Here is a 17118-nt window from a genome sequence, read left to right on the forward strand (position 1 = left end):
ACCCTGCCTTGAAGTTCCTATCGTTTCTCGCCCAGGCCTGCGCGGTGCTGGCCGGGATCATTCTCACGGGGGTGACGCTGATCACCTGCGCCAGTCTCATCGGCCGCAACACCACGGGCTGGACCCTGCTGGGCGACTATGAACTGACGGCCGTGGCCGCTGGTGCGGCCATAGCGCTGTTCATGCCCTGGTGCCAGTTGCGCCGCCAGAACATCATCGTGGACTTTTTCACCGCCCGGGCCTCTTCGGCCGTCAACGCGCGGCTGGACCGCTTTGGCGCGCTGCTGCTGGCCGCCATGTTCATCGTGCTGGCCTGGCGCACGGCCACGGGGGGGCTCAGCGCCCGCAGCTCCATGACCACGACCATGATGCTGGGCTTTCCCGAGTGGATCACCTACGCCGCCATGGTGCCGCCCCTGCTGCTGACGGGGGTGATTGCCCTGGTGCAGGCCTTCGGCCCGGCGCAGAAAGAAGAAGAGGGCGTCGCATGAGCCCGCTGCTTCTCGCTCTCTGCATCTTTGGCGTGATGCTGGCGCTCATGGTGGTGCGTGTGCCCATTGCGGCGGCGATGTTTGCCGCCGGTGCCTTTGGCTACCTCTACCAGGTGGGGCTGCCGCCGTTTCTGAACAACCTCAATGGCCTGGCGTTTGCACGGTTTGCAAGCTACGACCTGTCGGTGATCCCGTTGTTCATCCTCATGGGCAACTTTGCCACCCAGGGGGGCATCTCCAAGGCGCTGTTCCAGTTCGCCAGCGTGCTCATGGCGCGCTTCAAGGGCGGGCTGGCCATGGCCGCCGTGGGGGCCAGCGCGGCGTTTGGTGCGATCTGCGGCTCGTCCATCGCCACGGCCGCCACCATCACCTCGGTGGCGCTGCCCGAGATGAAGCGGCATGGCTACTCGGGCCGCCTGGCCACCGGCACACTGGCGGCAGGCGGCACGCTGGGCATCCTGATCCCGCCCTCGGTGCCGCTGGTGATCTACGCCATCCTGACCGAGCAGAACATCGCCAAGCTGTTCGCTGCGGCCACCATCCCCGGCATCATCGCCATGCTGGGCTACATGATCGCGATTGCGATCTACGTGCGCATCCGCCCGGGCCATGCGCCCGACCATACGGTGGACCTGCCCAAGATGTCCCTGCAGGCCCTGATGGGTGTGCTGCCCATCGCCATCGTGTTCCTGGTGGTGTTTGGCGGCATCTACGGCGGCCTGTTCACCCCCACCGAAGGGGCAGGCGTGGGCGTGGCCTGCACCTTTGTCGCGGCGCTGCTCAAGCGCGAGCTGACGCTGGAGAAGGTCAAGCAGTGCTTCCTGTCCACCGCGTCTGCCAGCGCCATGATCTTCATGATCTTCATCGGCGCCGACATGATGAACACGGCGCTGGCGCTCACGCAGGTGCCCGGCCAGCTGGCCAGCCTGATCCAGGGCTGGAACGTCTCGCCCTACCTGGTGGTGGCGGGCATCCTGATCTTCTACGTGGTGCTGGGCGCGGTGATGGACGAGCTGTCCATGATCCTGCTGACCATCCCCATCTTCTTCCCGGTGATCATGGGCCTGGACTTCGGCATGTCGCAGGAGCACACGGCCATCTGGTTCGGCATCATGGTGCTCATGACCGTGGGCTTTGGTCTGCTCGCGCCACCTGTGGGGTTGAACGTGTACGTGGTCAACGGCATGGCCAAGGATGTGCCGATTGCCGAGAGCTACAAGGGCGTGATGCCCTTCCTGGCCAGCGATGTGGTGCGCACCACGCTGCTGCTGCTGTTCCCGCCCATCTCGCTGTGGCTGGTGCAGTTCGTGGGCTGAGGGGCTGAGGTGCCGTTGGATCGCCGCACCGCGCTCCGCGCCCTGGCCGCCGCAGGGCTGGCGCCCTGGGGTGGACTGCAGGCCCAGCCCACCTTTCCTTCCAAGCCGCTGCGCATCGTGGTGCCGTTTGCGGCGGGCGGTGTGGGCGACCTCACGGCACGCGCTGTGGCCACCGGCCTGGCGGCGCGGCTGGGGCAGCCGGTGGTCATCGACAACCGCCCGGGTGCGGGTGGCGTGGTGGCGGCCGATGCCGTGGCCCGTGCCGAGCCCGACGGGCACACCCTGTTCCTCATGTCCAACGGCACGGCCGTCACGGCCAGCCTGTTCAAGGCGCTGCCCTACGACACCCTGGCCGACTTCACGCCCGTGAGCACGCTGGGCGTGTTCGACATCGCCGTGCTGGTGCCTGCCGATTCGCCGCACCACACGCTGGGCCAGCTGCTGGCGCACGCGCGCGCCCATCCGGGGCGGCTCAACATAGGTAGCATCAACACCGGCAGCACCCAGCACCTTGCGGCCGAGCTGTTCAAAAGCAGTGCGGCCATCGATGCGCAGGTGGTGCCCTTCAACGGCACGCCCGCGCTCATCACCGCGCTGCGGGGGCGCCAGGTGGATGTGGGCGTGGAGATCCTCGGCCCCGCACTGCCCCAGGTGCGCGCGGGTGCGCTGCGGGTGCTGGCCGTGGCCAACGAGCAGCGGTCTGCCGCCCTGCCTGACGTGCCCACGGCGGCGGAGTCGGGGGTAAAGGGTTTTGTGGCCACATCGTGGAACGCGCTGGCTGCCCCTGCGCGCACCCCGCGCGCCGTGGTGGACCGCCTGCAGCGCGAGGTGGTGGCCTCCGTGGGCACGCCTGCGGTGCAGCAGCAGTTGCGCGCCCTCAATGTGGAGCCGCGAACCTCTACGCCCGAGCAGGCCGCCGCGCTGCTCAAGTCCGACATCGAACGCTGGCGCGCCGTGATCGAGCGCGCGGGCATCCCCAGGCAATGACAGAACACCGACCGCACCATGCAGACTGAAGAGAAGCAAGACACGCTCCCAATGCACCGTCTGGGCATCGTTGGCTACGGCGAGGTGGGCCGCATCTTTGCGGCAGGCCTGCGCGCCCGGGGTGTGGGCGATCTGGTGGTGTGGGATCTGAAGTTCATCGACCCCGCGAAGGGCTCCGAGCCGCTGGCCCACGCACAGGCCGCAGGCGTGCGCGCGGCCGACAGCGTGGCCGCGCTGTGCGCCGGGCGCCAACTCATCGTGTCGGCCGTCACGGCCAGCAACACGCTGGCGGTGGCCGAGGCGGTGGCGCCGCACATCGTCCCGGGCGCGTTTTTTCTGGACCTCAACTCCGCCTCGCCCGGCACCAAGCAGCAGGCCGCGCAATGCATCGAGGCGCGCGGCGGGCGGTATGTGGAGGCGGGCGTGATGACCTCGGTGCCGCCCTATGGCATGGCCGTGCCCATGCTGCTGGGCGGCCCCCACGCGGCTGCGCTGGCACCTGCACTGCAGGCCTGGGGCATGGACGTCACACCGGTCAGCGACCGCCTGGGCGTGGCCAGCGCCATCAAGATGTGCCGCAGCGTGATGATCAAAGGCCTCGAAGCCCTGGTCATCGAGAGCTACGCCACCGCCCGCCATTACGGCGTGGAAGACCATGTGCTGCCCACGCTGGCTGAGACCTTTCCGTCCATCGACTGGCACCAGCAGGGCCGCTACTTCTTCAGCCGCGTGGTGCAACACGGCCAGCGCCGCGCCGAAGAGATGCGCGAGTCGGCCCGCACTGTGGGCGAAGCCGGCATGGAGCCTTTGATGACATCGGCCATCGCCGACAAGCAGCAGTGGGTGGCCGACCTGGCGCGTGCCGGGGTGTTCGCGGACCTGCCTCAGGATGCGCGCTGGCAGGACTATGCGGACAGGGTGCTGGGCAGCGTGCGCAAGGTACCTCCTAACGACTGATTCGAAAGCTGGTGGCGCGCGGCGGCCGTTTTGTTTCTTGCGACGCTTGCCCCCGACCGTTCACGTTGAGCCTGTCGAAACGCTGCACCAGGCTTCGACAAGCTCAGCCCGAACGGGTGGGGCTGCATGGGCCCGGTCTGCAACTCAACCCGGCGTCTTGTACAGCGCCATCAGGGTCGTACGAATCAGCTCCGCCATCGCCTGCTGCGTGAGCGTGGCCGGGCGTTGCGAACTCACGGCCAGATAGAGCTTGCTGCGCAGGCGGGCGCCGTCGTCGCTTCCGTCATCGCTGCTCGCGCCGTGGATGGGGCGGGTGCTGAACACCTCGGGCTTGCCCGAGGTGGTGACCGCGTTCATGGGCAGCACGGCGCAGCCCGCGCCGTCGGCCACCAGGTCCAGGATGGCGGCCACGCCGTCAATCTCCAGGCTGATCTGCGGGCGTTTGCCGCGCGTGGCCAGTTCCGACTCCACCAGCATGCGGATCGAGTTGGGGCGCGTGGGGATGACCAGCGGATACCGGGGCAGATCGCCCAGGGGCAGCGGGGTGCTGGTGTCTGCCTCGGCACCGGGTTGTGCGCCACCACGCCGCTGGACCAGGAACAAGTCTTCCTCCAGCAGCGCCGTGATCTCGATGCCCGGCGCGGGCGGTGTGTTGTAGAGCAGCGCAATGTCGAGCAGCCCCGTGGTCAGCGATTCGCGCATGGCCACCGACAGCCCTTCGCTGATGGCCAGCGCCGCGTCGGGCATCTTCACGCGGAAGGCGCGCGTCAGCGGCACGGTCAGCACCTTGGCAATGCTGGGTGGCAGGCCGATGGCCACACGCCCGGCGAGGGCCCCGCGCACGCGGCCCAGCTCCTCGCGCGCGCGCTCCACCTGGTGCAGGATGCCGCGCCCATGCTCCAGCAGCAGCTTGCCTGCCTCGGTGGGCGTGGCGCCCCGGCCATTGCGCACCAGCAGGTTCTGGCGCAGTTCCACCTCCAGCAGGCGCACTTGGCGGCTCAGCGCGGGCTGGGCAATGTCCAGCACCACCGAGGCACGCGTGAAGCTGCCCAGCTCGGCCACCCGCACAAAGTATTCGATCTGCTTGAGGTCCATGGGCAAGGCTCTCTGCTATTTGCAATAGCTGTGGGTCAACAATCACGGAATGATATAGCTGGTAGTGCGGGTGCCGACTTCATGAATGCAGCCGCCCTCTCCACAATCGGTGCCACAGAAAGCCCCGTTGCGGCTTTCCCTGCGGCCCTTCAAGAGGCCGCGCAGAGCCCGCCAGGAGACAAACACCCATGACCACCGCACCGCTGCTTCGCGGCATCTCATCCATGGCCACCCGCCAGGTGCTGGCCGAGCTGACGGCGGCCTATGCCGCCAGTGCCCCCGGGGCGGGCGCGGTGCAGATCGAATCGGTGGGCGGCGTGGACGCGGCCAAGCGCGTGGCGGGCGGCGAGGTGTTCGATGTGGTCATCCTCGCGTCCGACGCCATCGACAAACTCATGGCCGCAGGCCATTTGCTGCCCGGCAGCAAGGTGGACTGGGTGCACTCCGGCGTGGCCGTGGCCGTGCCTGCGGGCGCGCCGGCGCCCGACCTCAGCACCGAAGACGCCGTACGCAATGCCGTGCTGGCCGCGCCCAGCATCAGCCTGTCCACCGGCCCCAGCGGCGTGGCGCTGAGCAAACTGTTCGAGCGCTGGGGTATTGCCGGGCAGATTGCGCCGCGCATGGTGCAGGCACCCCCCGGTGTGCCTGTGGGCTCGCTGGTGGCCAAGGGCGAGGTGGCGCTGGGCTTTCAGCAACTGAGCGAGTTGTTGCACGTGCCGGGCATCCAGATCGCGGGTCCGCTGCCACCGGCCATCCAGATCACCACCACGTTTTCTGCGGGTATCGGCGCGCATTCACAGCAGGTGGATGCCGCGCGTGCCTTGCTGGCCTATCTGGCCTCCCCAGCCGCTGCCGAAGCCAAACGCAAGCAGGGCATGGAGCCCGCCTGACCGATCACAAGAACACCTTCCAGGAGCACCAACCATGAGCCTCATCATCGACTGCCACGGCCACTACACCACGGCCCCCAAGGCGCTGGAGAACTGGCGCAATGCGCAGATCGCCGGCATCAAAGACCCGGCGGCCATGCCCAAAGTGGCTAACCTGAAGATCAGCGACGACGAGCTGCGCGAGTCCATCGAGACCAACCAGCTCAAGCTGATGAAGGAGCGCGGCAGCGACATCACGCTGTTCAGCCCGCGCGCCAGCTTCATGGCCCACCACATTGGCGACTTCAACGTGTCCAGCACCTGGGCGGCCATCTGCAACGAGCTCTGCTTTCGCGTCTCCACGCTGTTCCCCGACCACTTCGTGCCCGTGGCCATGCTGCCGCAATCGCCCGGTGTCGATCCCGCCACCTGCATCCCCGAGCTGGAAAAGTGCGTGCACGAATACGGCGCGGTGGGCATCAACCTGAATCCCGATCCGTCTGGCGGCCACTGGACCAGCCCCCCGCTGACCGACAAGCACTGGTACCCCATCTACGAAAAGATGGTGGAGTACGACCTGCCCGCCATGATCCACGTGAGCACCAGCTGCAACGCGTGCTTCCACACCACCGGCGCGCACTATCTGAATGCCGACACCACGGCCTTCATGCAGCTGATCCAGGGCGATTTGTTCAAGGACTTCCCCACGCTCAAGTTCCTCATCCCGCACGGCGGCGGTGCGGTGCCCTACCACTGGGGCCGTTTCCGTGGTCTGGCGCAGGAGATGAAGAAGCCGCTCTTGGACGAGCACCTGATGAACAACGTGTACTTCGACACCTGCGTGTACCACCAGCCCGGCATCGACCTGCTCAACACCGTGATCCCGGTGAAGAACGTGCTGTTCGCCAGCGAGATGATTGGTGCGGTGCGCGGCATCGACCCCACCACCGGCAACTACTACGACGACACCAAGCGCTACATCGAGGCGTCCACGATCCTGAGCGCCGACGACAAACACCAGATCTACGAAGCCAACACGCGCCGTGTGTTCTCCCGACTCGATACCCGTCTGAAAGCAAAGGGGCTCTGATATGTACGAACTAGGCGTTGTCTACCGCAACATCACCCGCGCCGACCGCGCAGCCGCCGATGGCCTGGCCGCCCTGGGCTCGGCCACCGTGCACGAGGCCATGGGCCGCGTGGGCCTGCTCAAGCCCTATATGCGCCCCATCCAGAGCGGTGTGCAGGTCAGCGGCACGGCCGTCACCGTGCTACTGCACCCGGGCGACAACTGGATGATGCATGTGGTGGCCGAGCAGATCCAGCCCGGCGACATCGTGGTGGCCGCCATCACGGCCGAGTGCACCGACGGCTACTTTGGCGACCTGCTGGCCACGTCCTTCCAGGCGCGTGGCGCGCGGGCACTCATCATCGACGCCGGGGTGCGCGATGTGAAGACACTCAATGAGATGAACTTCCCGGTGTGGAGCAAGTGCATCTCCAGCAAGGGCTGCATCAAGGCCACCATCGGCTCGGTCAACATCCCCGTGGTGTGTGCCGGCCAGCTCGTCACGCCCGGCGACGTGATCGTGGCCGACGACGACGGCGTGGTGTGTGTGCCTGCCGCCCGCGCGGTCGAGACCCTGGCCGCCGCGCAAAAGCGCGAAAGCTTTGAAGGCGAGAAGCGCGCCAAGCTGGCCAGCGGCGTGCTGGGCCTCGATATGTACAAGATGCGCGAGCCGCTGGCGGCAGCGGGGCTCAAGTACATCGACTGAACCTACTTTTACAAGCTTTTCAGATCGTCTGCGCGCGTCCATATTGCGCTGATAGCTATCAATTTTGATTCTTCTCTGTCCCTGATCCCATGACTTCCTCTTCTGCTGCTTCCTCTTTCCGTATCCGCCGCACGCTGGCCCTGGCACTGGGTGTGGCCGCCGTGGCGGGCACGCTGGTGCAACCCGCTGCCGCGCAGCAGTTCCCCACCAAGCAGGTGCGCATCATCAGCCCCTTCCCCGTCGGTGGCGGCCCCGACGGCGTGGCCCGCCTGGTGGCCGACAAGCTCTCGCGCACCTGGGGCACGGGCGTGATCGTGGAGAACCGCCCTGGCGGCAACGGCTTCATCGCCATCGACGCCTGGAAGCGCGGCGCCAAGGACGGCCACGACCTGCTCATCCTGGACAACGTGCACCTGGCTGCCTACCCCAGCCTGTTCAAGAAGCTGCCCTACGACGTGGCCAAGGACTTCGACACGCTGCTGCCGCTGTTCAAGACGCATTTCTTCTTCACCGTGGGCACGGGCAGCAAGTACAAGACCGTGGGCGACATCGTGGCCGATGCCAAGGCGCGCCCCGGCAAGCTCAACTACGGCAGCTGGTCGGTGGGCAACCCGGTGCACCTGGGCTCGGAGCTGTTCGAATCGGCCACCGGCACACAGATGGAGCATGTGATCTTCAAGGAGACCACGCAGCTCTACACCTCGGTCTCCACCGGCGAGATCGACTTTGCACTGGGTAGCGCCGCCACCGCAGGCCCGTTGTACCGCGCGGGCAAGCTGCGCCTGCTCGCGTTTGCCGGGCCCCAGCGCTCGGCCGAGTTCCCCGATGTGCCCACCGTGGCCGAATCGGGTGGCCCCAAGGACTTTGCCGTCACGGGCTGGAATGCCATTGCCGTGCCGCCCGGCCTGCCCGCTGCCGTGGCAGACAAGATCCGCAAAGACATCGAACAGGCCCTGACTGGCCCCGAAGTGGCCGAGAAGTTCAAGACCTTTGGCTACGAGCAGTTCCCCACCACCCGCGCGCAGTTCAACCAGTTCGTCAAGGACGAGAGCCAGCGTTTTGGCGACGTGATCCGCAAGGCCAACGTGTCGCTCGATTGATCTGCGAGCCTGCAAGAAACCAAGGAGTACGCGCATGAGCGAATTCACAAAAACCCCTGGCTGGCTCGACTGGTACGCGGGTCCGAGCAAACCCCGGTTCCAGGTGCCTGCCGGTGCGGTGGACGCGCATTGCCACGTGTTCGGCCCCGGGGCCGAGTTCCCCTACGCCCCCGAGCGCAAGTACACGCCCTGCGATGCCAGCAAGCACCAGCTGTACGCGCTGCGCGACCACCTGGGTTTTGCCCGCAACGTGGTGGTGCAGGCCACCTGCCACGGTGCGGACAACCGCGCCATGGTCGATGCGCTGGTGCACTCGGGCGGCAAGGCGCGTGGCGTGGCCACCGTCAAGCGCTCGGTCACTGACGAAGAACTGCAGGCCATGCACGACGCCGGCGTGCGCGGCGTGCGCTTCAACTTCGTCAAGCGCCTGGTGGACTTCACGCCCAAGGACGAGCTGATGGAGATTGCCGCGCGCATCCACCAGCTGGGCTGGCATGTGGTGATCTACTTCGAGGCGGTGGACCTGCCCGAGCTGTGGGACTTCTTCACCGCCCTGCCCACCACCGTGGTGGTGGACCACATGGGCCGCCCCGATGTGAGCAAGCCGGTGGACGGGCCCGAGTTCGAACTGTTCCTGAAATTCATGCGCCAGCACCCCAATGTGTGGAGCAAGGTGAGCTGCCCCGAGCGCCTCTCCGTGACGGGCCCCAAGGCGCTGAATGGCGAGCAGAACGCGTACCAGGACGTGGTGCCCTTTGCCCGCCGCGTGGTCGAGGAGTTCCCCGACCGCGTGCTCTGGGGCACCGACTGGCCGCACCCCAACCTCAAGGACCACATGCCCGACGACGGCCTGCTGGTGGACTTCATCCCGCACATCGCAACGACACCGGAGTTGCAAAAGAAGCTGCTGGTGGACAACCCCATGCGCCTGTACTGGCCCGAAGAAGTCACCGTGGAGGACTGACACCATGTCGCTCGATAAACCCTACCTGGACGTGCCCGGCACGACCATCTTCGACGCCGAGCAAAGCCGCAAGGGCTACTGGCTCAACCAGTTCTGCATGAGCCTGATGAAGGCCGAGAACCGCGTCCGCTTCAAGGCCAACGAACGTGCCTACCTGGACGAATGGGCGATGACCGAAGAGCAGAAGCAGGCCGTGCTGGCACGTGACCTGAACTGGTGCATTCGCCTGGGCGGCAACATCTACTTCCTGGCCAAGATCGGCTCGACCGACGGCAAGAGCTTTCAGCAGATGGCGGGCAGCATGACCGGCATGACCGAAGAGGAATACCGCAACATGATGATCAACGGCGGCCGCAGCGCCGAAGGCAACCGCTACATCGGCGAAGACGGCGACGCCCAGGCGCACCGCCAGCCCCAGGGTAGCGCGGGCAAGAAAGGAATCTGACGATGGCCAAAATCACCGCCTCCGTGTTCACCTCGCATGTGCCTGCCATTGGCGCGGCCATGGACCTGGGCAAGACCCACGAGGACTACTGGAAACCCGTGTTCGCGGGCTATGACTTTGGCAAGCAGTGGGTCAAGGACCATAAGCCCGACGTGATCTTCCTGGTCTACAACGACCACGCTACGGCCTTCAGCCTGGACCTGATCCCCACCTTCGCCATCGGCACCGCCGCCGAGTACGAGGTGGCCGACGAAGGTTTTGGCCCGCGCCCCGTGCCCAAGGTCATCGGCCACCCTGACCTGGCCGCACACATTGCGCAGTCGGTCATCCAGCAGGATTTTGACCTCACCATCGTCAACAAGATGGCCGTGGACCACGGTCTGACCGTGCCCCTGTCGCTGATGTTTGGCGAACAAGACCCCGTGAAGGGCGCCTGGCCCTGCCCGGTGATCCCGTTCGCCGTGAATGTGGTGCAGTACCCCGTGCCCAGCGGCCGCCGCTGCTACAACCTGGGCCAGGCCATCCGCAAGGCCGTGGAGAGCTACGACGAAGACCTGAACGTGCACATCTGGGGCACGGGTGGCATGAGCCACCAGCTGCAGGGCCCGCGTGCCGGGCTCATCAACAAGGAGTTCGACAACGCCTTCCTCGACAAGCTCATCAGCGACCCCGAGGCCGCTGCCAGCATTCCGCACATCGACTATGTGCGCGAGGCGGGCAGCGAAGGCATCGAGCTGGTGATGTGGCTCATCGCCCGTGGCGCGATGGCCGACGTGGCCGGAGGCAAGCCCCCGAAGCTGGCGCACCGCTTCTACCATGTGCCAGCGTCCAACACCGCCGTGGGCCATCTGATTCTTGAGAACACGTAAAAGGACACACACCATGACCATCAAAGTCGCACTCGCAGGCGCTGGCGCCTTCGGCATCAAGCACCTGGACGGCATCCAAAACATTGACGGCGTTGAAGTCGTCTCCCTCATCAGCCGCGACCTGGCCAAGACCCAGGAAGTGGCCGACAAGTACGGCATCAAGCATGTCACCACCGAGCTGAAGGACAGCCTGGCCATCAAGGAAGTGGACGCCGTCATCCTGTGCACACCCACGCAGATGCACGCCAGCCAGACCATTGCCTGCCTGGAGGCGGGCAAGCATGTGCAGGTCGAGATCCCGCTGTGCGACGTGCTGGCCGATGGCGAGAAAGTCGTCGCCCTGCAAAAGCAGACCGGCCTGGTGGCCATGTGTGGCCACACGCGCCGCTTCAACCCCAGCCACCAGTACGTGCACAAGAAGATCACGGCCGGCGAGTTCAACATCCAGCAGATGGATGTGCAGACCTACTTCTTCCGCCGCACGAACATGAACGCCCTGGGCCAGCCCCGCAGCTGGACGGACCACCTGCTGTGGCACCACGCTGCCCACACCGTGGACCTGTTCGCCTACCAGGCGGGCAGCCCCATCGTCAAAGCCAACGCCATCCAGGGACCCATCCACAAGGACCTGGGCATCGCCATGGACATGAGCATCCAGCTCCAGGCGGCCAACGGAGCCATCTGCACGCTGAGCCTGAGCTTCAACAACGACGGCCCGCTGGGCACCTTCTTCCGCTACATCGGCGACACCGCCACCTACATCGCGCGCTACGACGACCTGGTGAACGGCAAGGAAGAGAAGATCGACGTGAGCAAGGTCGATGTGTCGATGAACGGCATTGAACTGCAAGACCGCGAGTTCTTTGCCGCCATCAAGGAAGGCCGCGAGCCCAACGCCAGCGTGGCGCAGGTGCTGCCGTGCTACCAGGTGCTGCACAATCTGGAGCAGCAGCTCAACGCAGGCTGACTGCAAGCCAAATTGGCTGCTGGCGCTTATCCATCAAGCGCTGGCAGCTATTCATTTGATAGTGATTGGGGTGTGCGGCCTCACCCCTTCAAAGCCGCCTTGTTCTCAATGATGCGCGAGACCAGGCCGTAATCCACCGCCTCTTCGGCCGACAGCCAGTGGTCGCGCTCAATGTCGGCCAGCACCACCTCCAGCGGCTTGCCCGTCTGCCGGGCAATGGTGCGTGCAATGCGCTCGCGGGCTTTCACGATCTCCTGCGCCTGGATGGCGATGTCGCTGGCTGGGCCCCCGGCGCCCCCGCTCGGCTGGTGGATCAGAAAACGTGTGTTGGGCAGGCAGAACCGCCGCTCGTGCGGCGCGGCCAGGTACAGGTGCGTGGCCGCGCTGCCCACCCAGCCGGTGCCGATCATGTTCACCGGCGCGGTGATGAAGCGCACCAGGTCATGCATCGTGTCGCCCGACTCCAGGTGCCCGCCGGGCGAGCTCACCAGCATGTCGATGGGCTCGGCGCTCTCGGCATCCAGCGCAATCAGCCGCCTCGCCACATCGGCGGCCAGCGCGTCGGTGATGGTGCCGAAGACCAGCAGGGTGCGGGCCTTGAAGGCCTTTTCTTCCAGGTACGACGTGCGCGGCTCGGAGCCTGGGGTGGCGGGTGGGGTGTTGGTGTCTGGCGTGTCCATGGGGGCAGGTCCTTGAAAAGAGTGACAGGACTGCCTTGACGAACGAGACACGCCGGGCGTGACACCCCTCAGCCTGCGGCCACGCGCTGCCCCGGCACAATGGTGGGGGGCGCCGCATTCAGCGTCTCGATCGCAAACCCCGCCGCCGCCTTGTAGCGGGCCATGAAGCCTTCGCGCTCCTCGCGCGGCAGCACGTCGTCGATGTGGTCGAACACCCCGCCGCAGCGCTCGTCCACCAGCCCCAGCAGGCCAAAGGGGCCGGAGCCCCGGTTGCGCAGCACCAGCGCCGAGATGTCCTTGCACAGCTGGTCGTCATAGGCACGCAGCGCCTGCGGGCCCACGCCATGCGCGATGAACTGTGCGCCCAGCACGCGCGCATCCACGATGGCCTGGCTGGCACCGTTGGAGCCCACGGGGTACATCACATGCGCCGCATCGCCCAGCAGCGCCACGCGGCCGTCCACCCAGGTGGGCACCGGGTCGCGGTCGATCATGGGGTACTCAAAAATGTCCTTGGCGCCGCGCAGCATGGCGGGCACGTCCAGCCAGCTGTAGTTCCAGCCGTCAAAGTGGTGCGCGAACTCCTCCAGTGCCACGCGCCGGTTCCAGTCGCCCTGCTGCCAGCCGCCCTGGTTGTCCACCGTGATCTCGGCGATCCAGTTGATGGTGGCGAGGCCCGTGGCCGGGTCAGGCGGCGTGATGGGGTAGAACACCACGCGGTGCCGCAACGAGCCCACGCCCACAAACGACGCGCCTGTGCGCACCGGTACCCCCGGCGTGGTGCCCCGCCACATGATGGCGCCGCCCCACTGGATGGGCGGCTGCGTGGGGTGCATTTGCGCCCGCACGGCCGAGTGCAGGCCATCGGCGGCGATCAGCAGTGAGCCTGCCACTTCACGCTTCTCTCCGTCGCGTGTCTCGACGATGGCGGTGACGCCATTCGCGTCCTGCCGGTAGCTCACCACCCGTTGCCCCAGTTGTACGGCGTCGTCGCCCAGGCGGGTTTTGACGGCGTGGTACAGCATCATCTGCAGCTGCCCCCGGTGCACGGAGTACTGCGGCCAGTGGTAGCCCGCCTCCAGGCCGCGCGGCTCGGCATACACCTCGTTCCCGTTGCGTCCTACCAGCGCCCATTCGCGCGCCTGCAGGCCAATCGTGTCCAGCACGTCGTTGCCAAACCCCAGGTCGTGCAGTTCCCGCACGGCGTTGGGTTGCAGGTTGATGCCCACGCCCAGCGGTTGCAGCTCGGGCACCGACTCAAAGACGACGCAGGGCACGCCGATCTGGTGCAGGGTCAGGGCGGTGGCCATGCCACCAATGCCACCACCGGCGATCAAGACGGGGCGGGCGGAAGAGGGGTGTGAAGTGGTAGGAGGTGCGCCAGACATGCCGAGATTGTCCATGCAATGGCGGGCGGAGCTTGTCGCGGACGCCGCAGGCGAATGTGGCGCTGGTGCATGCCGGGGCGGGGGCCGCAGGCAGAGGCCACTCGTTCAGAAAGCCGTTTTGTCAGGCGTAGGTATCGACGTTGTTGCCCAGCCCAGCAGGTGGATTCTTTGCCGATGGGGCCTTCTGCTGCTGCGCGGCACCGGCCGCCGCGCCTTCGGCCTTCGCCGACTGGGCCCGTTGCTGCTCTTGCTGTTGCGCGCGCTGTATCGCCGTGATCTGGGCCTGCACCATCTGAATTTGGGCCTGCAGCAACTTGGCCTTCTGTTGCTTGGCCTTGGCATCCATGTCGGAGCTGGCCAAGCCCTTGAGCTGCTCGGTCAGCTCGCGCAGCTGCTTTTGCAGCTTGGCGATGTCGCTGCTGCCACTGGAGGAAGAGACCGGGCCGGTGGAGGAGGTGGTGCTGCCAATTTGCATCCCTGGTTATCGGCAATGCGCAGGGAAAGTTGACTGGTGGCCCTCTCGCGCTGCGGGCTGTTGAACGCCGCCAACCCATGTGACGGAGGTAGTGACAACAGCCTGCGAGCCATTGTCTGCCGATGTGTGGCCGGCTTCAGCCTGTGGCACCATGCCCCGATGCAGAACGATGAACACCTGATGGCGCTGGTGAACGCCAGCCGCAGCACCCTGCTGCGCGCCGCCTCGCGCCTGCTGGGCCCGACCGAGGCCGAGGACGCCGTGCAGGACGCCTACGTGCGTGCGCTGGAGGCCCAGACCCCGGCGCTCAATGCGGCCCAGGCGTGGCTGCTGACGGTGGTGCGCAACCTGGCCATCGACCGCCTGCGGCGGCGCCAGTGGATGGCGCAGTGGCTGACCGAAGCCACGCAGACCGCGCATGGCGATGTTGCCGGTTCGGTCGCACCCTCGGCAGAGGCCGATGCCGCGCTGGCGCAGCAAGCCACGCTCGCGCTGCGGCGACTGACGGCGTGTGTGACGCCCGTGGAGGGGGCTGCGGTGCTGCTGCATGCGGTGTTCGATGCCAGCCACGCCGAGCTGGCGCAGGCTACCGGCCGGACGGAAGCTGCCAGCCGCCAGCAATTGCGCCGCGCGTTGCAACGCCTGCGGCGGGCCGAAGAGGAGGCCCGCCGTGGTGATGGGCGCGATGAATCCAAGGACGCCGACCCTGCGGTGCTGCGCCTGTACCTGCAGTCGCTGCAATCGCGGGACGCACAGGGTCTGTGGGCCCTGCTGCGCCAGCCGCCGGTCAGTGCATTGGCCATACATGGTGCAGTGCATGCCGTGCTCCCGTTGCAGCGCAAAGCCCGACGCCCACGGGCCACGGCGGGTGGTGTGGTGCAGGTAGGCGGGCAACTGGGTTTGGTGCTCACGCTCGACGGCGTGACACTGTGCGTGTTGCCCCTGGGGCCATGCGCCGAGCTGGCGCACGAAGGCGTGGTGGCCTAGCCGACGCACCCGCACAACAGCAATTGCCAGCCGCCCGCTTGCACAAAAAGACGTTCGCAGCACTATGGCCTCCCAGACCACCCCCACCTTCTTTGCCACCCCGAAGGCGTTCCGCCAGTGGCTGGAGCGCCATGCCGCCAGCACGCAGGAGTTGCTGGTGGGTTTTCACAAGGTGGGCTCGGGCCGCCCCAGCATGGGCTGGTCAGAGTCGGTGGATGAAGCCCTGTGCTTTGGCTGGATCGATGGTATCCGGCGGCGCATTGACGAGCACACCTATTCGATCCGCTTCACCCCGCGCAAGCCGTCGTCGATCTGGAGCGCGGTCAACATCGCCAAGGTGGAGCAGTTGCAGGCGGCGGGCCGCATGACGCCTGCGGGGCTGGCCGCCTTCGCACACCGCAAGGCTGACAAGTCGGCCATCTACTCGCACGAGCAGGCGGGGGGGCAGAGCTGCCCGCACCCATGCTGCGCGCATTCCAGCGCAACAAGGCCGCGTGGCGGTTCTTTCAGGAATCCACACCGCCCAGCTACCGCAAGAGCATGCTGCACTGGGTCACATCGGCCAAGCGCGATGCGACCCGCGAGGCGCGGTTTGCGGAGCTGGTGGCTGCCTGCGCTGCGGGCGAGCGCATTGAGCTGTGGGCCAAGCGGTTACTTGTAGCAAAGCCTTAGACCCCACCCCAAGCCCGAGCCACCCGGTGGGTTGCCGCGCTTGCCGTAAGCTCGCGGCATGCAACAAAGAACCCTTGGACCTTTCTCCGTCTCGGCCATCGGCCTGGGCTGCATGAACCTTTCGCACGCCTATGGAGCGCCCGTGTCTGCCGAGCAGGGCGAGCGTGTGCTGCTGGCCGCACTCGATGCGGGCGTGACGCTGTTCGACACCGCCACGCTGTACGGCTTTGGCGCCAACGAAACGCTGGTGGGCCGCGTGATGAAGCACCACCGCAGCCGCTTCACCCTGGCCAGCAAATGTGGCATGCAGGGTGTGGACTTGAATGGCGACGGCAAGCTGGTGCGCGTGATCGATGGCCGCCCCGCCACGCTGCGCCAGACCTGCGAAGACAGCCTGCGCCGCCTGCAGACCGATGTGATCGACCTGTATTACCTGCACCGCTGGGACAAGAACGTGCCCATTGAAGACAGTGTGGGCGCACTGGCCGATCTGGTGCGCGCGGGCAAGATCCGCAGCATTGGTTTGTCGGAGGTGTCGGCCACAACACTGCGCAAGGCACACGCCGTGCACCCCATCGCGGCGGTGCAGACCGAGTATTCGCTGTGGACGCGCAACCCCGAGATTGCGGTGCTGGACGCCTGCCGCGAGCTGGGCGCGGCCTTTGTGGCCTTCAGCCCCGTGGCGCGGGGCTTTTTGTGCGGGGACTTGCGCGATGTGAGTACCCTGGACGCCAAGGACATCCGCCGCGCCATGCCGCGGTTTGCGCCCGAGGCCTACGCCGCCAACCTGCAGCTGCTGGATGGCTACCAACAGGTGGCGCGCGATGTGGGTTGCACGCCTGCGCAGCTGGCACTGGCCTGGCTGCTGCACCGGGGCGAGCACGTCATCCCCATTCCGGGCACAACGAGTGTGGAGCACCTGCACGACGACCTGGGGGCAGTGGATGTGACGCTGGACGCCGCGACGATGCAGCGCCTGGACGGGCTCATCAACCAGCACACGGTGGTGGGCGCACGCTACAACGCGCAGAACGCGAGCGAGGTGGACACCGAGGCTTTTGCGGGCTGATTGAGTTCCGGG

General features: G+C 66.5%; 19 protein-coding genes and 1 pseudogene. 16 read left to right on the forward strand and 4 right to left on the reverse strand.

Annotated elements, in window-relative coordinates:
• Window positions 1-8: 8 nt before the first annotated feature.
• From AC07Z7_RS10370 to AC07Z7_RS10385, 4 genes are read left to right on the forward strand one after another with little or no spacing between them, the layout of a single operon-like run.
• Window positions 9-491: a TRAP transporter small permease gene (locus AC07Z7_RS10370; protein ID WP_494766198.1), complete on the forward strand. Its 483-nt coding sequence runs from the start codon at window positions 9-11 to the stop codon at window positions 489-491.
• Window positions 488-1807, forward strand: a complete 1320-nt coding sequence (locus tag AC07Z7_RS10375) for a TRAP transporter large permease (RefSeq protein WP_063459764.1) — start codon at window positions 488-490, stop codon at window positions 1805-1807. The genes AC07Z7_RS10370 and AC07Z7_RS10375 overlap by 4 nt, the downstream gene beginning before the upstream one ends.
• Window positions 1808-1822: 15 nt before the next feature.
• Window positions 1823-2794 (forward strand): Bug family tripartite tricarboxylate transporter substrate binding protein, encoded by a 972-nt coding sequence (locus AC07Z7_RS10380; RefSeq protein ID WP_494766199.1) that lies wholly within the window; start codon window positions 1823-1825, stop codon window positions 2792-2794.
• An 18-nt stretch (window positions 2795-2812) separates the two neighbouring features.
• On the forward strand, window positions 2813-3751 hold the full coding sequence (locus tag AC07Z7_RS10385; protein WP_494766200.1) for an NAD(P)-dependent oxidoreductase: 939 nt from the start codon (window positions 2813-2815) through the stop codon (window positions 3749-3751).
• A 144-nt stretch (window positions 3752-3895) separates the two neighbouring features.
• Here AC07Z7_RS10385 and AC07Z7_RS10390 read toward each other — a convergent pair whose 3' ends face one another.
• The gene (locus AC07Z7_RS10390) at window positions 3896-4846 is read right to left on the reverse strand and encodes a LysR substrate-binding domain-containing protein (protein ID WP_252658124.1); all 951 of its coding nucleotides are present in this window, start codon (window positions 4844-4846) and stop codon (window positions 3896-3898) included.
• Window positions 4847-5034: 188 nt separating this feature from the next.
• On the opposite strand from AC07Z7_RS10390, the gene AC07Z7_RS10395 reads away from it, so the two are divergent.
• The 8 genes from AC07Z7_RS10395 to AC07Z7_RS10430 all read left to right on the forward strand — a co-directional run bounded on the left by AC07Z7_RS10395 (window position 5035) and on the right by AC07Z7_RS10430 (window position 11835).
• The gene (locus AC07Z7_RS10395; protein WP_494766201.1) at window positions 5035-5736 is read left to right on the forward strand and encodes a substrate-binding domain-containing protein; all 702 of its coding nucleotides are present in this window, start codon (window positions 5035-5037) and stop codon (window positions 5734-5736) included.
• A gap of 34 nt (window positions 5737-5770) precedes the next feature.
• Window positions 5771-6805 (forward strand): amidohydrolase family protein, encoded by a 1035-nt coding sequence (locus AC07Z7_RS10400; protein WP_494766202.1) that lies wholly within the window; start codon window positions 5771-5773, stop codon window positions 6803-6805.
• Window position 6806: 1 nt separating this feature from the next.
• The gene (gene ligK / locus AC07Z7_RS10405; RefSeq protein ID WP_494766203.1) at window positions 6807-7490 is read left to right on the forward strand and encodes a 4-carboxy-4-hydroxy-2-oxoadipate aldolase/oxaloacetate decarboxylase; all 684 of its coding nucleotides are present in this window, start codon (window positions 6807-6809) and stop codon (window positions 7488-7490) included.
• A gap of 89 nt (window positions 7491-7579) precedes the next feature.
• Window positions 7580-8590 carry a Bug family tripartite tricarboxylate transporter substrate binding protein gene (locus tag AC07Z7_RS10410; RefSeq protein WP_494766204.1) on the forward strand — a complete coding sequence of 337 codons (1011 nt, stop codon included), beginning with the start codon at window positions 7580-7582 and terminating at the stop codon, window positions 8588-8590.
• A gap of 34 nt (window positions 8591-8624) precedes the next feature.
• Window positions 8625-9554 carry an amidohydrolase family protein gene (locus AC07Z7_RS10415; protein ID WP_252658128.1) on the forward strand — a complete coding sequence of 310 codons (930 nt, stop codon included), beginning with the start codon at window positions 8625-8627 and terminating at the stop codon, window positions 9552-9554.
• Between the two features lie 4 nt (window positions 9555-9558).
• Window positions 9559-9999 (forward strand): protocatechuate 4,5-dioxygenase subunit alpha, encoded by a 441-nt coding sequence (gene ligA / locus AC07Z7_RS10420; protein ID WP_494766205.1) that lies wholly within the window; start codon window positions 9559-9561, stop codon window positions 9997-9999.
• Window positions 10000-10001: 2 nt separating this feature from the next.
• Window positions 10002-10868: a class III extradiol dioxygenase subunit beta gene (locus AC07Z7_RS10425; protein ID WP_494766206.1), complete on the forward strand. Its 867-nt coding sequence runs from the start codon at window positions 10002-10004 to the stop codon at window positions 10866-10868.
• Window positions 10869-10881: 13 nt separating this feature from the next.
• Window positions 10882-11835, forward strand: a complete 954-nt coding sequence (locus AC07Z7_RS10430; protein WP_494766207.1) for a Gfo/Idh/MocA family oxidoreductase — start codon at window positions 10882-10884, stop codon at window positions 11833-11835.
• Window positions 11836-11915: 80 nt separating this feature from the next.
• Here AC07Z7_RS10430 and AC07Z7_RS10435 read toward each other — a convergent pair whose 3' ends face one another.
• The 3 genes from AC07Z7_RS10435 to AC07Z7_RS10445 form a co-directional block, all read right to left on the reverse strand.
• Window positions 11916-12515: an ATP-dependent Clp protease proteolytic subunit gene (locus tag AC07Z7_RS10435; protein ID WP_494766208.1), complete on the reverse strand. Its 600-nt coding sequence runs from the start codon at window positions 12513-12515 to the stop codon at window positions 11916-11918.
• Window positions 12516-12583: 68 nt separating this feature from the next.
• Window positions 12584-13903 carry a flavin-dependent oxidoreductase gene (locus AC07Z7_RS10440; RefSeq protein WP_494766209.1) on the reverse strand — a complete coding sequence of 440 codons (1320 nt, stop codon included), beginning with the start codon at window positions 13901-13903 and terminating at the stop codon, window positions 12584-12586.
• A gap of 121 nt (window positions 13904-14024) precedes the next feature.
• Window positions 14025-14378 carry a FlxA-like family protein gene (locus AC07Z7_RS10445; protein ID WP_494766210.1) on the reverse strand — a complete coding sequence of 118 codons (354 nt, stop codon included), beginning with the start codon at window positions 14376-14378 and terminating at the stop codon, window positions 14025-14027.
• Between the two features lie 159 nt (window positions 14379-14537).
• Between AC07Z7_RS10445 and AC07Z7_RS10450 the strand changes: the two genes are divergently transcribed.
• The 4 genes and pseudogenes from AC07Z7_RS10450 to AC07Z7_RS10465 all read left to right on the forward strand — a co-directional run bounded on the left by AC07Z7_RS10450 (window position 14538) and on the right by AC07Z7_RS10465 (window position 17106).
• Window positions 14538-15365 (forward strand): sigma-70 family RNA polymerase sigma factor, encoded by an 828-nt coding sequence (locus AC07Z7_RS10450; RefSeq protein WP_494766211.1) that lies wholly within the window; start codon window positions 14538-14540, stop codon window positions 15363-15365.
• Between the two features lie 64 nt (window positions 15366-15429).
• Window positions 15430-15690 (forward strand): annotated as a pseudogene (locus AC07Z7_RS10455) (YdeI/OmpD-associated family protein); the annotation flags it as partial.
• Between the two features lie 137 nt (window positions 15691-15827).
• Complete coding sequence (locus AC07Z7_RS10460) at window positions 15828-16037, forward strand: YdeI/OmpD-associated family protein (RefSeq protein ID WP_494766212.1); 210 nt, start codon at window positions 15828-15830, stop codon at window positions 16035-16037.
• A 58-nt stretch (window positions 16038-16095) separates the two neighbouring features.
• Window positions 16096-17106, forward strand: a complete 1011-nt coding sequence (locus tag AC07Z7_RS10465) for an aldo/keto reductase (RefSeq protein ID WP_494766213.1) — start codon at window positions 16096-16098, stop codon at window positions 17104-17106.
• Window positions 17107-17118: the final 12 nt, after the last annotated feature.

Source organism: Acidovorax sp. GW101-11A03, from assembly GCF_059424825.1.

What these genes read in the sequence shown, in the direction of transcription:
- AC07Z7_RS10375 (WP_063459764.1), top strand. Translation starts at nt 488, where the DNA reads ATGAGCCCGCTGCTTCTCGCTCTCTGCATCTTTGGCGTGATGCTGGCG.
- AC07Z7_RS10385 (WP_494766200.1), top strand. Translation starts at nt 2,813, where the DNA reads ATGCAGACTGAAGAGAAGCAAGACACGCTCCCAATGCACCGTCTGGGC.
- AC07Z7_RS10390 (WP_252658124.1), bottom strand. Translation starts at nt 4,846, where the DNA reads ATGGACCTCAAGCAGATCGAATACTTTGTGCGGGTGGCCGAGCTGGGC.
- AC07Z7_RS10395 (WP_494766201.1), top strand. Translation starts at nt 5,035, where the DNA reads ATGACCACCGCACCGCTGCTTCGCGGCATCTCATCCATGGCCACCCGC.
- AC07Z7_RS10400 (WP_494766202.1), top strand. Translation starts at nt 5,771, where the DNA reads ATGAGCCTCATCATCGACTGCCACGGCCACTACACCACGGCCCCCAAG.
- ligK (WP_494766203.1), top strand. Translation starts at nt 6,807, where the DNA reads ATGTACGAACTAGGCGTTGTCTACCGCAACATCACCCGCGCCGACCGC.
- AC07Z7_RS10410 (WP_494766204.1), top strand. Translation starts at nt 7,580, where the DNA reads ATGACTTCCTCTTCTGCTGCTTCCTCTTTCCGTATCCGCCGCACGCTG.
- AC07Z7_RS10415 (WP_252658128.1), top strand. Translation starts at nt 8,625, where the DNA reads ATGAGCGAATTCACAAAAACCCCTGGCTGGCTCGACTGGTACGCGGGT.
- ligA (WP_494766205.1), top strand. Translation starts at nt 9,559, where the DNA reads ATGTCGCTCGATAAACCCTACCTGGACGTGCCCGGCACGACCATCTTC.
- AC07Z7_RS10425 (WP_494766206.1), top strand. Translation starts at nt 10,002, where the DNA reads ATGGCCAAAATCACCGCCTCCGTGTTCACCTCGCATGTGCCTGCCATT.
- AC07Z7_RS10430 (WP_494766207.1), top strand. Translation starts at nt 10,882, where the DNA reads ATGACCATCAAAGTCGCACTCGCAGGCGCTGGCGCCTTCGGCATCAAG.
- AC07Z7_RS10435 (WP_494766208.1), bottom strand. Translation starts at nt 12,515, where the DNA reads ATGGACACGCCAGACACCAACACCCCACCCGCCACCCCAGGCTCCGAG.
- AC07Z7_RS10440 (WP_494766209.1), bottom strand. Translation starts at nt 13,903, where the DNA reads ATGTCTGGCGCACCTCCTACCACTTCACACCCCTCTTCCGCCCGCCCC.
- AC07Z7_RS10445 (WP_494766210.1), bottom strand. Translation starts at nt 14,378, where the DNA reads ATGCAAATTGGCAGCACCACCTCCTCCACCGGCCCGGTCTCTTCCTCC.
- AC07Z7_RS10450 (WP_494766211.1), top strand. Translation starts at nt 14,538, where the DNA reads ATGCAGAACGATGAACACCTGATGGCGCTGGTGAACGCCAGCCGCAGC.
- AC07Z7_RS10460 (WP_494766212.1), top strand. Translation starts at nt 15,828, where the DNA reads ATGCTGCGCGCATTCCAGCGCAACAAGGCCGCGTGGCGGTTCTTTCAG.
- AC07Z7_RS10465 (WP_494766213.1), top strand. Translation starts at nt 16,096, where the DNA reads ATGCAACAAAGAACCCTTGGACCTTTCTCCGTCTCGGCCATCGGCCTG.